This is a genomic window from Kitasatospora sp. cg17-2 (assembly GCF_054031055.1).
Genome location: NZ_CM132923.1, coordinates 1,757,982 through 1,772,825 on the forward strand (window position 1 = coordinate 1,757,982; position 14,844 = coordinate 1,772,825).

Here is a 14,844-nt window from a genome sequence, read left to right on the forward strand (position 1 = left end):
GAACCGCACCGCCCGCCGAGTCACCACCCTCGACCGAAGCAGGAGCGTTCCCCATGACCGACAGCCCGGAGCAGGACTACGACCCGGGTGACGTGGCCATCATCGGCATGTCGCTGCGGGCCCCCGGAGCCCGTACCAAGGAGGAGTTCTGGGACAACCTCGTCCACGGCCGGGAGTCCGTCTCCTTCCTGGCCAAGGACGACATCCACGTCGACGAGACCCTCATCCACAGCCCGTTCTACGTCCGGGCCTGCGGCGTGCTCGACACCTACGACCAGTTCGACCCGTCCGTGTTCGGGATCAGCGACCGGATGGCCGCCGCGATGACCCCGGAGAACCGGCTGTACCTGGAGAGCGCCTGGGAGGCGCTGGAGGACGGCGGCTACGACCCGGACCGGCTCACCGCCGAGATCGGCATGTACGGCGCCAACAACCCGCAGACCGCCGCGCTCTACAGCTCCCCGCCGGACCGGGTCTCGGTCGGCCCGGAGGCGATCGAGGCCAGCCTGGCCTGGTCGCCGGACACCATGACCTCCAACGCGCTGTACTACATGGGGCTCACCGGCGAGGCCGTCACGATCGCCGCGGTCTGCGCCGGCTTCCACTACGCGGTGCACCTGGCCTGCCAGTCGCTGCTGCTCGGCCAGACGGACATGGCGATCGCCGGCGGCTCGATGGTCCGGCTGCCGCACCCCCGCGGCCACCTGTGGGAGGAGAACCGCGTCCTGTCGCGGGACGGCCACTGCCGGCCCTTCGACGCCAACGGCACCGGCACCGCGCTGTCCAGCGGTGTCGTCACCCTGCTGCTGAAGCCGCTGGGCCGGGCCGTCGCCGACCGCGACCACGTCTACGCGGTGGTGAAGGGCTCGGCGGTCAACAACAACGGTGTCAGCGCGATGGCGTACGGCCTGGCCCAGCCCGAGCGGCTGAGCGCCTGCATCGCCAACGCGATGCAGGTCGGCGGCGTCGACCCGGAGACGGTGTCGATGTACGAGGCCAACGGCCTGGGCCTGCCGATGACCGACGAACTGGAGGTGCACGCGGCGGGCATGGCCTTCGGCAAGCAGACCGGGACCACCTCGATCGGCGGCGTCAAGGGCAACGTGGGCCACGGCGGCGTGGTGTCGGGCGGCTTCGGCGCGATGAAGGCCGCGCTGGCGCTGTACCACCGGACGCTCCCGGCCACCATCAACCTGACCGAGGTCAACCCGGACCTCGACTTCCCCAGCACCCCCTTCGTCCCGCAGCTGGAGACGGCCGCCTGGGACCCGGAGGCCGGCATCCGCCGCGCCGGCATCACCTCGATCGGCGGTGGCGGCTACAACGCCCACCTGCTGCTGGAGGAGGCGCCCGAGACCGCCCGGCGCGAGCCCGAGCCGACCGGCAGGCCGCGGCTGGCCACCCTGTCCGCCCTGGACGACGAGGCGCTCGCCCGGCAGCGCGAACGGCTGCTGGCCCGGCTGGAGGCCGACCCGGAACTCCGGCTGGACGACGTCTGCTTCAGCCTCAACCTCGGCCGCAAGGTGATGGCCCGGCGCTGGGCGGCCGTGGTGCGCAGCCGCGAGGAGCTGATCGCGGCGCTGTCCGGGGACGCCGCCGGGACGACGGTCACCTCGACGGCCGCCGCGCCGCCGTCCGACCCGGGCGCCTTCGGCCGCACCGACCACGGTCTGGTGCCGGCCGGCGGCGACGCGGAGGCGCTGGCCGGGCTGGCCTCCGCCTGGGTGGGCGGCAGCCAGGTGGACTTCGGCGCCCTGCACCGGGGGGCGTCCGGGCGTCGGGTGCCGCTGCCCACCTACCCGTTCCGGCCCCGCCGCTTCTGGCGCACGGACTGGTGAGCATGACCACCTCCGCATCGGTCCCGGCCCTGGAGGCCGTGGACCTGGGCGACCCGGCGACCTTCGCCGACCGGGCTCCCGACCTCGACGGGCACTGGCGCGCCCTGCGCGACCACGCGCCGCTGCACTGGAACCCGCCGGTCGACGGCCGGCGCGGCTTCTGGGTGCTGTCCCGCCACGAGGACATCATCGCCACCTACCGCGACAACGTGAACTTCACCTCGGAGCGCGGCAATGTGCTCGTCACCCTGCTGGAGGGCGGGGACGCGGCGGCCGGCCGGATGCTGGCCGTCACCGACGGGCACCGGCACCACGAACTGCGCAAGATCCTGCAGCGGGTGCTCTCGCCGCGGGTGCTCGACGAGGTCGCGCGGACCGTCCGGACCAACACCCGGCGGTGGATCCGGGCGGCGGTCGAGGCCGGCACCTGCGAGTTCGCCGAGGAGATCGCGAGCCGGATCCCGATGACCACCATCTCCAGCCTGCTCGGGGTGCCCGAGGAGGACCGGGACTACCTGCTGAGCCTGACGAAGGCGGCGCTCTCGGCGGAGGGCGAGGACGTCGACGCGGTCGACTCCGAGATGGCCCGCAACGAGATCCTGATGTACTTCATGGACGTCGTCGAGGAGCGCCGGGAGTCGCCCGGCGAGGACGTGATCAGCATGCTGATCGCCAGTTCGATCGACGGGGTGCCGCTGTCCGACGAGGACGTGGTGCTCAACTGCTACAGCCTGATCATCGGGGGCGACGAGACCAGCCGGCTGACGATGATCGACTGCCTCCACACCCTGGCGGCCCGGCCCGACGAGTGGCGCCGCTTCAAGCACGGCGAGGTCGCGGTCGGGACGGCGGTGGACGAGGTGCTGCGCTGGGCCTCGCCCACCATGCACTTCGGGCGCAGCGTCGAGCGGGAGACCGAACTGCACGGCGTCCGGCTGCGGCCGGGCGAGATCGTCACCCTGTGGCACGCCTCCGGGAACCGGGACGAGCGGGTCTTCGACCGGCCCGGAGTGTTCGACCTCGGTCGCGCGCCGAACAAGCACATGGCCTTCGGCTACGGTCCGCACTTCTGTGTCGGCTCGTACCTGGCCAAGGTGGAGATCGCCGAACTGCTCGTCGCCCTGCGGGACTTCACCACCGGTTTCGAGCAGACCGAGCAGGCGCGGCGGATCCGGTCGAACTTCCTGACCGGCTTCTCCACGATGCCGGTGCGGTTCACCCCCGACCCCTCCGGACTGAAGGCCGCCGACAGCTGACGCCGGCCACCGTCCGATCAGCGAGCCCGATCAGTGAGCCCGATCAGTGAGCGCAGGAGTGCGGATGAACATCTACATGTCAGGTCAGGGGGCGTTCGCGGTCCAGGTCGCGGAGGCCCTGCTGGACGAGGGGCACAAGATCGTCGGCGCGGCCGCCCCCCGGCTCCGCAAGGGGAAGTCCGACGAGCGCGACGCGATGTCCTGGGACCGGCTGCGCTCCTGGGCGTACCACCGGGACGTCCCGTGGACGGATTCGGCGGAACTGCGGGCGATGCACATCCCGGACGGGGTGGACATCATCCTCGCCGCGCACTCGCACGCCTTCCTCGGCCGGCGGACCCGGGCCAGAGCCTCGGTCGCGACCATCGGCTACCACCCGAGCCTGCTGCCGCTGCACCGGGGCCGGGACGCGATCCGGTGGACGGTGCGGGACGGCGACAAGGTGACCGGCGGCAGCGTCTACCACCTCACCGAGCGCACGGACGGCGGTCCGCTCGCCGCCCAGGAGCACCTGTTGGTGCCGCCCGGCTCGACCCCGCAGAGTCTGTGGCGGGACCATCTGGCGCCGCTCGGGGTGCGGCTGCTGCTGAAGGTGGTCGCCGACCTCACCGCGAACCGGCGGATCGAGGTCCCCCAGGACGAGCGGCTGGCGACCTGGGAGCCCGCGATGGACGCGCCGCCCCTGTTCAAGCCCGAACTGATCGCCCTGCCGGGCACCGACACGGTCCGGGTCGAGAGCGGCCGGTGGGCCCTGCACGACCGCTGAGGCACGACCGCCGGCCCCGCGCACAGCCGGTGCGCGGGGCCGCGCCGGGCCCTGCCCGGGCTACTCCGGGAACAGCGTCCGGTGCACGGGGTGCTCTCGGAAGGCCCGGCCGCGGTGCGGCGAGCTGTGGGTGGCGGTCAGCTCCCCGGCCGCGGTGCGCAGAGTGGCGGCCAGGTGGTAGTCCGGGTGGACGCCGTCGGCACCGGTCCGGACCCGGAAGGTCAGGTCGAGCGTGTCGCCGCGCTCGACCGGGACCTCGGCGTCGAACAGCGGGAAGTACACCGACGCCCAGCTGGTCGGGTCCCGGAGGGCGTCCAGGGGTTCCTCGTCCGGGAGGCAGGAGATCCGGAGCCAGGTGAGCACGCCGTCCACGCTGCCCGGCCGGCGGACCGTGAGCCGGACCCGGCGCTCCTGCTCCGTCCGCAGATCACCGTTGAGGTCGAGGACCTCGACGTCCTCCTCGGTCGAGAGCAGGGCCTCCGGGGCCGGGTTGCCGATCCGCAGCCGGACGTCGAACGGCGCCCCGCTCCAGTCGAAGATCCGCTCCAGATACGGGACCGCCTCGGGCGCGAAGGCCACCGGAGCGCCGCCCAGGACCTCGCGGAGGTTCACCGCGGCCGCCCGGGTGACGCACCGGTCCGGGACGACGACACCGCCGGGTACCAGATGCCGGCGCCGGGCGTCGGCCAGGACCGCGGCCGCGCCCTCCGCACCCGCGACCGAGCCGATCACCTCGGCCACGCACACGTCCGCCCGGGGCCCGATCTCCACCTCGGTGGACACCCCGTGCAGCAGGGTGACCCGGTCCGCGAGGCCCCAGGCGAGCCGGTTCGCCGACGCGTTGCGGAAGGTGTCGTCCATGGCCTCGATCGCGACGGCGCCGCTCGCGCCGCAGGACACGCTCTCCCGGGCCCAGTTGAGGTGCTCGCCGGTGCCGATGTCGAGCACCCGCCGCCCCGGCACCAACGCACGGACCGCCGCCCGGAACCGTTCCACCCGGCTCTCGTCGGACGTCAGCGCGCCGTAGAGCGCGGAGTCGTAGACCGGGTACTCGCCGATGCTCGGCCACAGGACGGCGCCCGCTGCGCCGCCCCCGGGCCGGGTGGCGACCCGTACGCCGACCTTCGTTCCGGCCACCGAAATCTCAAGACGTTCTGTCACTTGTCGTTCCCCCGTTGCGAATCACTGCGGTCGTGCTGCTTTCCAGAGTTGCTTTCCCGGAGCTGTTCTCGCAGAGCTGTTCTCTCGGAGCTGCTTCCTCGGCACTGTTCCCTCCGAGTCCTCCGGGGTGTTTCGGCCGGGCCGCCCCGGCCGAAACACCCCGGCCCGGTCAGAGCGCGTGGCCGGGCTTCCTGCGGACCAGTGCCCGGGCCATGGCCCGCAGGGTGTGCGCGGTGGCGAAGTGCGGGAGGCACAGACCTTCGAGGCCCCGGCGGCGCAGGGTCTCGACCACGGCGGGGGCGAGCACGGCGCGCCCGCCCGCCTCCGCGTAGGTGAGGGCCAGGTTGACCGTCCCGAAGCCGTGGGTCTCCCGCAGGGCCGCGACGAGTTCGCGCTCGGGCTCGGTCGTGGGGCCGAGCACCGGGGTGGCGTCGCCCGGCCGCCAGTCGGCGCCGGCCGCCAGGTCGGGGAGGCCGGGGCCGGTGGCGCGGCTCGCGGTGCCCTCGGCGAGGCGGTAGCGGTGCGGCGCGATCAGGTCGCCCTCCAGGTGGAGCCGGGACAGCACGTACTCGTGCACGTCGAACAGGCAGCACGGCCCGTCGAGCGACACCCGTGCCACGATCTCCTCGCCCTCCTCGGAGACCTCGGCGGCGAGCACCCCGGGGCAGCCGGCGACCACCTCGGCGACGGTGTCGAGGTGGACCCACGTCCCCCGCACCAGCCGGGCCTCGGTCGTGCGCGCGAAGTCCGGTGGCAGCAGCGCGCGGGCGGCGGCCAGCGGGGCGTCCGGCTGCTCGGCGAGCAACCGGACGAACCCGGGCAGCAGTTCGGCCATCCGGTGGACCGTCTCCGCCGGGAGCATCACCACGTCGACGTCGAAGTCGACGGCCACCGCGGTGCCGTCCACGTAGATCCAGGTGGCGTAGCTCCAGGGCTCCTCGCCGGACCGCCATTCGTCGGTGCGGGTGACCCTGACCTCCGCGGTGGAGGGGCTCCCCTCCGGCTCCGGGGTGTCCGGCTCCGAGGGACCCTGGTAGTTGAAGTACAGGCCCCGGACGGATCCGATGCCGCGCTCCTTCTCCAGCCGCAGCCGGGAGTCCTGGTCCCGGACGCCCAGCCGCAGTTCCTCGGTGTAGGCGCGCAGGGCCCCGGCGGAGACCCCGGTCAGGGACTCCGCCAGCGTCCGCTCCTCGTCGAGGTCCACCATGATCTCGAGCGCCTTGGCGACCAGGTCGATGCTGTCGTCGCTGGGGAGCCGCAGGCCGATCGCGTTGACCACCATGACCCGGGGGACGCCCGAGTAGCGGGAGATCAGCCAGCCGATCGCGTGCATCAGCACCATGGCCCGGGACACCCGGTGCGCCCGGCAGACCCGGTCCAGGAGCGGCAGCAGTCCCTCGTAGCGCACCGCGGACATCAGGAAGCGCGGGTCCGGGGTCTCCTCCTTCACGGTGGCCGGCACCAGCAGCCGGGGCGCCAGCGCCCTGGGGTCCCGGCTGTACGCCGCCCGGCTCTCCGGGGTCCGGGGGATCCGGCGCTCCTTGGCCGCCCGGTCGAGCGGGTGGGTGATCCGCAGGGGCCGCTCCGTCCCGGCGCAGAGTGCCAGGAACTGTTCCCTGAGGTTCCGCACCCCGGAGCCGTCGAGGACGATGTGCTCGAAGACGAGGCTGAGCACCCGGACCTCGTCGTCCTCGACGAACAGCCGCACCGACCACAGCGGCCGGGTGTACATCGAGCCGCCGACGAGCGGGTGGATGCCGCCCTCCTCGCCGTACTCCGCCAGGGTGCCCAGCTCGGCGACGGTCAGTGGCAGCCGGAAGCCCTCGGCCTCGAAGACCAGTTGGTAGGGCAGGTTGTCGGGGCCGAGCCCGAACCCGGTCCTGAGCACCTCGTGCCGTTCGACCAGCACCGTCAGCGCGGCCGTCGCCGCCTCGACGGAGATGCCCGCCGGGAGGTCCCACTGCTTGGACCAGGCGTTGTCGATGTCCCCCTTCTCCCGCCAGTAGAGCCGCAGCCACCAGCGTTCCTGCTGTTCGGTGAGCGGACCGCTCCGTGCGACAGAACTCAACTTCTCCACCCCTCCGTGGATCTGCGGTCGGACGTGGCCCGGTCGGGCCCGCCCCGGGAACCGGCCGGGCGGCGCGCGGCTAGGAGCCGGCGGCCCGGCGGGCCGCGAGCAGTGCCCGGCCGATGTCCTCGTGGTCGTCCTCGTAGCTGCCGTTGAGCAGGACGTGCCCGACCCCGGCGCGCAGGTACTCGGCGAGCCGGGAGCCGACGTCCTGGTGGCTGCCGACCAGGAAGGGCGCACTGGCGTGGCCGCTGCGGAAGGCGCCCAGCCAGTACACGTCCGGCTCCTTCTCCCCCGCGGCGCCGGCGGACTCCCCGGACTCTGCGGACGCGGCAGCCGCGGCGGCCGCCGCAGCCTCGGCCACGGCGTCGACGGCCAGTTGACGCGACCAGGCGCTCTGGGAAACGGTCTTGAGCAGCGTCTCCTGCCGGCCCTGCCAGGTCTCGGGGAACCGCTCCCTGGCCGTGACCCAGGCGTCCTCCCCCGCCGACCGGGCGACGATGCCGATCCGGATCCCGAGCTCGCCCGTGTAACCGCCGGCCAGCAGCGGCTTCAGGAAGGTCTCCTCCCACTCCGGGTAGCGGGCGGGGTGGGTGACCACCACGTCGGCGACGTCCCGGGCCACCCCGATGCTGGCCGGGGAGGAGCCGGCGACGAACAGCTTGCACTGCGAGAGGACTTCGGGCCGGGGCTCCAGCCGGAACCCGCGGTAGGAGTAGAAGCGGCCCTCGGTGTCGACCTCCTCGCCGCGCAGCAGCGCGCGCAGGACCAGCCCGTACTCGCGCATCCGCTCGTACCGCTCGTCGTGGCCGAGCCGGTCGCCGGTGCGGCGCAGTTCGTCGTCCCGGGCACCGGCCACCAGGTTGAAGTGCAGCGGGCGGCCGTACAGCGTCGCGTAGGCCGCGGCCATCGCGGCGGCGGTGTGGGGCGGCAGCGAGGAGGGCTGGACGGCGACGAGCGGCACGAGGGTGTCGGTGGCGGCGCCGAGCTGGCCGGCGATCAGCCAGGGGTCGACCTCGTGGAGGTTGTGCGGGACGAGGATGCCCGACCAGCCGGCGCGCTCGCAGGCCGCTCCGGTCTCCCGCAGCCGGGTGAGGTAGTCCTGCGTGAACTCCCGCTGCCGGCTTGCCGATTCCGGGGTCACAGAATAGACGTGCACGGTGTTCCTCCGTCAGTCGGTGGCGAGTACGCCGGTCGGGTCGTTGCTGCTCCCCTGCGGGCGCAGGTCCTCGGGGTCCACGTAGTCGCGGATCCGGCGGATCAGCGTGGTGCTGTTCTGGCCGAAGCGGTGCGGCTCGCGGAGGTTGGTGATTTCGAGGCGGCCGCCGTCCCGGCCCCTGAGGGATTCGAGGTAGCGCAGCACCGCCCGCCCCTGGGGGTAGGTCATCAGGTAGTGCGCGGCGAACATGCCGCCGGCCGGGTTGACCAGCTCCCAGTACTCGCGGACGAAGGCGAGGGTGTCCCAGGTGTCGATCCAGGCGAAGTCGATCAGCCCGAAGGCGTCCCTGACCTTGTCGGCGGAGCCCCGCAGGTCGCCCTCGATGACCTGGCAGACGCCGGTGAGGTCCAGTCGGTCGAGGACGTCCAGGGCCCTGGGGGCGGAGGAGGAGGTGTCCGTCATCCGGTCGATGCAGATGAGCCTCGGCTCGTACGGCTCCTCGTAGTACGGGGCGTGGGCGAGCGGCTGCCGCTCGCTCGACCCGGGAGTGCCGAGCAGGGCGCGTTCGGCCTCGAAGGCCTCCTTGTTGTCCTTGAGCGCCCGGGCCAGGTAGGGGGTGGTGTACCCCATGCCGACCTCCAGGACGCGCTGCGGCCGCAGCGTGCGGATGAGCCAGTACAGCAGCGGGGCGGTGGAGTCGGTCCCCATCTCGGGGACCTCCAGGGACTTCACCGTCGCGACGAACGCGTCATCGATCATGAGACACCTGCCGGATGCGGCCCCGGGGCGGGGCACGGGGTGGATGGGCCTTCGGACGTGGGGGGCGGCTAGGACGTGTACTCGACCGCCAGGGCCGACCAGGAGTACGGTCCGCCGGTCGCGAGCAGGAGGCGGTCGCCGGGGTCGAGCGCGCCCGCGGCGGCCAGCCGGTGCAGGGTGATCAGGAGGTCCGCCGAGAAGCAGTGCCCGAGGTCGGTGACGGGCCCGAGCAGGAGCCGGTCCGGGGGCATCCGCATCGCCGCGAGCAGGAACCTCTGCGCGGCCGGGCGGTAGTTGGGCAGGATCGCGTACCGGAAGTCGGCGCGGGTCCGCCCGAGGTCGTCGAGCAGGGCGGTGACGGTCCCGGAGGCGAGCCGGACCGTCGAGAGCAAGCCCTGTTCGGCGGGGTCGGCGCCGGCGGGCCGGACGGCGGTGCGGCTGTCGGCGGCCTCCACCCGGAGCCGGGGGCCGGTCGGCTCCGGTCCGCCGGAGAGCAGGCAGGCGGCGGCCCCGTCGCTGAACACGGACAGGCCGCTCGCCATGATCCGGTCCCGGCCCTCCGCCCGGTCGGCGAGCAGCAGCAGGACGCGCTCGCACCGGCCGGAGGCGAGGGCGTCGGAGGCGACCCGGACGGCGGGGACCAGATTGCCGCAGTCCTGCCCGGAGAGGGCGAGGTGCTCGACGTCGTTGAGGCCGAGCCGGTCCAGGATCCGGGCCAGCGAGCCGGTGGTGTCCGGGTCGTTCTCGCTGACGTAGAGCACGAGGTCGGGCCGGTCGGCGGTGGCGAGGGTCCGTTCGGCGGCGGTGGCCGCGAGGTCCCAGATCTCGCGGCGGCTCTCCCGGAAGTGGACGATCTCGGTGACCAGCGGGGAGATGTCCGCGGTGGTGGTCCCGGCCAGTTCGGACACCGGGCGGAGGTCGCCGCACTCGTATCCGATGGCCGAGATGGTGGTGCCGTGCATGGTTCCCTCTCGCTCGTCGTGGGCGGGGTCGGGCCGGTCGGGCGCGGGCGCGGTCGTGGTCAAGGGCGGGGCGGGGCGGGGTTCACCAGGTGACCGGCAACCGGTGCACCCCGTAGAAGCCCATGTCGGTGGCGAGCGGGACCTCCTCCGGCGGCACCGCCAGGGCCAGGTCGGGGAAGCGCCGGAAGAGGGCGGGGAAGGCGATCCGCATCTCGGTCCGGGCCAGGTTCCGGCCCAGGCACTGGTGGATCCCGTGGCCGAAGGCCAGATGGCCCGCGGTCCGCCGGGTGAGGTCCAGCCGGTCGGGGTCGGCGAACCGCGCCGGGTCCCGGTTCGCCGCCGACAGCGACACCGTCACCGACTCCCCCGCCCTGAGCAGCCGGCCCCCGAGCTCGACATCCTCCAGCGGAGTGCGCGGGACGCCGAAGTGGAAGATCGTCAGATAGCGCAGCAGTTCCTCCACCGCGTTGTCGGCCAGCGCCGGATCGCGCTTCAGCGCGGCCAGCTGCCCGGGGTGCGACAGCAGCGCGAAGGTCCCGAGCGCGAGCGAGCTTGCGGTCGTCTCGTGCCCGGCGGTGAGCAGCAGGACGCCGGCGCCGGCGATCTCCTCGGTGCTCAGGGTGCCGTCCTCGACGAGCATGCTCAGCACGTCGTCGCCCGGCCTGGTCCGCCTGCTCCGGGTGAGCTCCCGCAGGAAGCCGTCCAGGCGGTCCATCGCCAGCGCGGCGTCCCCGGCGGAGGCGTCCAGGCTGAACAGGAGGGCGCTGTCGCGCTGGAAGGCGGCCCGCTCGCCGTAGGGCACGCCGAGGAGTTCGCAGATCGCGAGCGAGGTCACCGGCAGGGCGAACCGCTCGACCAGGTCGGCCGGCGGCCGCGCGTCGGCCATGGCGGTGAGGCGTTCCTCGACGAGCTGCTCGATCCTCGGCCGCAGGGCCTTCATCCGGTGTGCCGTGAAGGTGCCGGCCAGCGGTCGGCGGACCCGGGTGTGGGCGGGGGGATCCATGTCGACCATCCAGCCGGGCAGCGCGGGGACGCCGAAGAAGGGGTCGGCGCCGGGCCGGGCCACCGGTGCCCGTTTGAGTTCGGAGCCGGCGCTGAACCTCGGGTCGGCCAGCACGCTCCGCGCCAGGGCGTGGCCGGTGACCAGCCAGCCGGTGTGGCCGTCGGGATAGGCCAGCGGGCGGATCGGCTCCCCGCCGAGGTGGTCGGCCAGTCCGGTCGGCGGGTCGAAGGGGTTCGGCCGGACCGTGGGCAGCGGGGACGCCGGCACGGACGACCACGGGCACGACGACGGGGACGACGACGGGGACGGCAGCGGCGAAGGTTCTGCGGCGTGCGTCATCGGATCTCCTTCCGCAGGAACTCGGCGAGCCGCGCGACCCCGGTCTCGATCTCCCCGGGGTCGAGGTAGCTGCAGGAGAGCCGCAGCCGGTGGTCGCCCCCCGAACCGAGGTGGAACGGCGCCATCGGCGTCCACAGCACGCCGTACTCCGCCGCCGACCGTTCCAGCAGGGCGGTGTCGGCGGGCACCGGCAGCGTCATCCGGACGAAGAACCCGCCCTCGGGCCGGTTCCAGCCGATCCCGTCGGGCAGGCCGTCGGCCAGGTGGCGGTCCAGCGCCTCGACGAGGTGGGTCAGGTTCCGCTGGTAGAGCTCCGACTTGCGCCTGCTGAGGGCCATCAGGGAGCCGCCGTGCTCCAGCAGCATGCCGCCGATCACGGCCTGGCAGATCGGGGAGGTGTTGACGGTCACCATGCTCTTGGCGGCCGCGAGTTCGTCGGCCAGCAGGCTCCCGGGGCCGCCCGGGTGGACGACCTCCTGGTCCGCGACCACGTAGCCGACCCGCGCTCCGGGGAAGCAGACCTTGGCGAAGGTCCCTAGGTGCACCACCCGCCGGTTCCGGTCCAGGGCCTTGAGCAGCGGCAGCTCCGTGCCGGGCGGCGCGGTGAAGCCGTAGGCGTTGTCCTCCAGTACCAGGAAGTCCTCGCGCTCGGCGAGTTCGAGCAGGCGGTGGCGGACGTCGAGCGGCATCCGGCCGCCGCCCGGGTTGGCGAAGTCGGGCGCGACGTAGCACGCGCGGACCCGCCGGCCGGTGCCGCGGGCGGTGCGGCAGCTCGCCGCCAGGGCGTCGAGGTCGAGCCCGAACGGGGTCTCCTCGACCCCGACCAGGTCGATGTCGAGCAGCCGAGCGGCCCCCCTGATGCCGACGAAGCAGGGGTCGGCGACGGCGAGCACGTCCCCCCGGGAGCCGAACAGGGTGCGGAGCGTCAGGAACATGGCCTCCTGGGCGCCGACGGTCACCACCACCGCCGCCTCTGGCACGTCGACGGCGTGGTCCCGGCGCAGCGCCCCGGCGACGAGGTCCCCGATCAGGCCGCGGCTGGGCCCGTACTCCAGCAGCAGCCGGCGTGCCCGTTCCGGGGTGTGGCCGAGGTCCTGGACGAGGTGGTCGAGGAAGCGGTCGAGGTAGCGCCCGGGGGCGAGGTCGGGCAGCAGGTCCGGGTGGGGGGCGCCCGGGGCGAAGGAGACGGCGTCCGGGTAGCGGGCCATGATCTCGTTGAGGAAGCCGATCGAGCCGAGGACGGGCTCCGCCAGCGAGGCGTGCAGCGAGGTGGCGGCCAGGCGCACGGGGCGGGGGCCCACGACGTGCGGGTCCACGGCGCGCGGGTCCACGACGTACGGGTCCAGCGGGCGCGGGTCCAGCGGGCGCGGGTCCAGCGGGCGCGGGTCCGGCCGGCGCGGGTCCGGCGGGCGGGCGTTCACCGGCGGGCCGACGGGCGCTGCCGACGGGCCTCGACCTTGGCCAGGACGTCCTGGCTGTAGGCCCGGGCCACCTGGGCGACCGCGAACTCGGCCAGGTAGGCGCGGTAGAGGTCGAGCGGTTCCTCGGCGAGGTTCAGCATCCGCCGGTTGGCGGCCACGGCGGGGGCGCCGAGTTCGCGCACGGCGCGCTCGACGGCCTCGTCCATGGCCTCCGGGGGGACGACCTCGTCGCACAGCAGCCGGGCCTCGGGGTCGGCCATGGTGATCCTGCGCCCGCCGAGGACGATCTGCCGGGCGAGCCGACCGCCGGTCAGCCGGGTGAGGCGGAGGTTGCCCAGGCCCGGCACGATCCCCTCCTCCGCGGCGGGGAGGGCGACGTAGGCGCCGCTCTCGGCGACGACCCGGTCCAGGACCAGCAGCAGTTGCATGCCGCCGCCGATCGCGAACGAGTCGACCGCGCCGATCCACGGCTTGGCGACGGTGCGCTCGGTCCAGGCGCCGGGGGCGGGGTCGGTGAGCAGGCCGCGCGCGATCTTGTGCAGGGTGCCGAGTTCCCGGCCGAGGAGGAAGTCGACGAAGGAGATGGCGCCGTCCCGCAGGTCCCTGAGGTTGATGCCCGCGCTGAAGACCCGTCGGCCCCGGTAGCGGGGGTGCTCCATCTCGCCGCCGCGGAGCACGCCGACCCGGACCCGGTCGTCCAGCAGGGCGAGGTCGACGGCGGTTTCGAGGTCGGCGTTCAGCCGGTTGTCCTCGGCGTTGAGGCAGTGGGTGTTCTGGAACGTCACATGGGCGGCGTGGCCGCGGCGCTCGACCAGGACGCTGCCGAGCCGGACCCGGCCCGTGCCCCGGAACTCCTCGGCCAGGTCCAGGGCCCGCCGGGTGGGCGTCAGCATGGTCTCGATCAGGTGGGTGCCGGCGGTGGGCGAGCGCAGGACGGCGCCGCAGAACAGCCCCTGGTCGATCTCCCGGCCTTCCTTGTGGGCCTGGATGCGGCGCTGTTCGGCGTCCAGCTGGGCCCGGGTCGGGAGCAGCCCGGGGACGTGCTCGGCGGCCGCGGCGAGGAGTTCGGGCAGCCGCAGCCGCCGGGTCAGGCCCTCGGTGAGTTCGCCGTAGACCGTGTCGACGTGGTGGGCGAGGAAGGCCCGGCGGGCCGCCCTGGCCGCGGTGTGGAGGCGCTCGGCGGACCGCTGCTGGGCGGCGGTCCGCCCGGGCACGGCCGGGAGTGCGGCGAGGGCGTGCTCCGTCGCGTCGGTGTACCGGCGCAGGGCGGCCGCGTCCTCCTGGCGGTGGCCGACGAAGGCGGGGGCGGGGGCGGCCACGGGGAGAAGGGGTTCCGGTTCGAGGACGGGGGCCGGGCCGGGCGGGTGGGCCGGAGTCGTCACCGGGCGCTCCCCGGGGCCCCCGGGGCGGCGGCCAGCCGGCGCAGCTCGCGGTCGCAGGCGGCCAGGTGGGCGCCCAGCGCCTCGTCGTAGTCGGCCGAGCCGGCCTCCAGCAGGAGCTGGCGGCGCACGGCCAGTTCCCGGTCCGAGATCCGCCCCATCAGCACGCTCGCGGTGTGCACGGCCTCCGCGACGTCCTCGCTGAGCTGGTCGATCAGGCCGAGTTCCAGCGCCCGGTCGACCGAGATGTCGTTGCCCCACATGACGATCTGGCGGGCCCTGGCGACCCCGAGGTGCTGGACCAGCCGGTAGAGCGACATGCCGGGCCAGAAGTGGCCGTCGTTGACGGGCAGCATCAGCAGCAGGTCCGGTGCGCCGATCCGGAAGTCGGCGGCCAGCAGGAGGTCCAGGGCCGGGCCTCCGCAGGCGCCCCGCGCGGCGGCGATGGTCATCGCGGCCAGGCGTTCGAACCGGCGCACGGCCCGCTCCCAGCGGTTGACCTGCCGGACGTCGACGGCGCCGGGCCAGGACCGGGAGTCGGCCGGGGTGACGTCGAGGCGCAGCACCACGACGGACCGCTCGGGGCGGTTCTCCACCTCGTCGCAGACGGCGTTCACCGCCGCCGTCAGCTCGGCCAGCGGCCGGGTCCCGTCGATCCTCACCTCGGGGCCGAGTCCGTCGGGCAGCGGGGTCGGGTCGAGGTTCGTGTGCATCGTGACCGCCATTCCTTCCG

At 73.8% G+C, this 14,844-nt stretch carries 12 protein-coding genes; 3 read left to right on the plus strand and 9 right to left on the minus strand.

Annotated elements, in window-relative coordinates; all coding sequences use genetic code 11:
• Positions 1-53 precede the first annotated feature (53 nt).
• From ACW14Y_RS07010 to ACW14Y_RS07020, 3 genes are all read left to right on the plus strand, one after another.
• Positions 54-1,838 carry a beta-ketoacyl synthase N-terminal-like domain-containing protein gene (locus ACW14Y_RS07010; protein WP_456986231.1) on the plus strand — a complete coding sequence of 595 codons (1,785 nt, stop codon included), beginning with the start codon at positions 54-56 and terminating at the stop codon, positions 1,836-1,838.
• Between the two features lie 2 nt (positions 1,839-1,840).
• Positions 1,841-3,094 (plus strand): cytochrome P450, encoded by a 1,254-nt coding sequence (locus ACW14Y_RS07015; protein ID WP_380436770.1) that lies wholly within the window; start codon positions 1,841-1,843, stop codon positions 3,092-3,094.
• Positions 3,095-3,158: 64 nt separating this feature from the next.
• Positions 3,159-3,860 carry a formyltransferase family protein gene (locus ACW14Y_RS07020; RefSeq protein ID WP_380303256.1) on the plus strand — a complete coding sequence of 234 codons (702 nt, stop codon included), beginning with the start codon at positions 3,159-3,161 and terminating at the stop codon, positions 3,858-3,860.
• A 60-nt stretch (positions 3,861-3,920) separates the two neighbouring features.
• Here the strand turns inward: ACW14Y_RS07020 and ACW14Y_RS07025 are convergent, their stop codons facing one another.
• The 9 genes from ACW14Y_RS07025 to dpgB all read right to left on the minus strand — a co-directional run bounded on the left by ACW14Y_RS07025 (position 3,921) and on the right by dpgB (position 14,824).
• Positions 3,921-5,021: a class I SAM-dependent methyltransferase gene (locus tag ACW14Y_RS07025; RefSeq protein ID WP_456986232.1), complete on the minus strand. Its 1,101-nt coding sequence runs from the start codon at positions 5,019-5,021 to the stop codon at positions 3,921-3,923.
• Positions 5,022-5,190: 169 nt separating this feature from the next.
• On the minus strand, positions 5,191-7,089 hold the full coding sequence (locus tag ACW14Y_RS07030; RefSeq protein WP_456986233.1) for a condensation domain-containing protein: 1,899 nt from the start codon (positions 7,087-7,089) through the stop codon (positions 5,191-5,193).
• Positions 7,090-7,168: 79 nt separating this feature from the next.
• Positions 7,169-8,248, minus strand: coding sequence for an LLM class flavin-dependent oxidoreductase (locus tag ACW14Y_RS07035; RefSeq protein ID WP_456986234.1), 1,080 nt, complete (start codon positions 8,246-8,248; stop codon positions 7,169-7,171).
• Positions 8,249-8,260: 12 nt separating this feature from the next.
• Entirely contained in the window at positions 8,261-9,007 is a 747-nt protein-coding gene (locus tag ACW14Y_RS07040) for an O-methyltransferase (protein WP_380436776.1), read from the minus strand.
• A gap of 68 nt (positions 9,008-9,075) precedes the next feature.
• Complete coding sequence (locus tag ACW14Y_RS07045) at positions 9,076-9,969, minus strand: 3-oxoacyl-[acyl-carrier-protein] synthase III C-terminal domain-containing protein (RefSeq protein WP_456986235.1); 894 nt, start codon at positions 9,967-9,969, stop codon at positions 9,076-9,078.
• An 82-nt stretch (positions 9,970-10,051) separates the two neighbouring features.
• On the minus strand, positions 10,052-11,311 hold the full coding sequence (locus ACW14Y_RS07050) for a cytochrome P450 (protein WP_380391473.1): 1,260 nt from the start codon (positions 11,309-11,311) through the stop codon (positions 10,052-10,054).
• Positions 11,308-12,519 (minus strand): aminotransferase-like domain-containing protein, encoded by a 1,212-nt coding sequence (locus ACW14Y_RS07055; protein ID WP_456988095.1) that lies wholly within the window; start codon positions 12,517-12,519, stop codon positions 11,308-11,310. Before ACW14Y_RS07055 ends, ACW14Y_RS07050 begins: the two co-directional genes overlap by 4 nt.
• A 209-nt stretch (positions 12,520-12,728) precedes the next feature.
• A complete protein-coding gene (dpgC, locus tag ACW14Y_RS07060) occupies positions 12,729-14,114 on the minus strand; it encodes a (3,5-dihydroxyphenyl)acetyl-CoA 1,2-dioxygenase DpgC (protein ID WP_456986236.1) in 1,386 nt (461 codons plus the stop codon).
• The gene (gene dpgB / locus ACW14Y_RS07065) at positions 14,111-14,824 is read right to left on the minus strand and encodes an enoyl-CoA-hydratase DpgB (RefSeq protein ID WP_380303270.1); all 714 of its coding nucleotides are present in this window, start codon (positions 14,822-14,824) and stop codon (positions 14,111-14,113) included. The genes dpgC and dpgB overlap by 4 nt, the downstream gene beginning before the upstream one ends.
• Between the last annotated feature and the right edge of the window lie 20 nt (positions 14,825-14,844).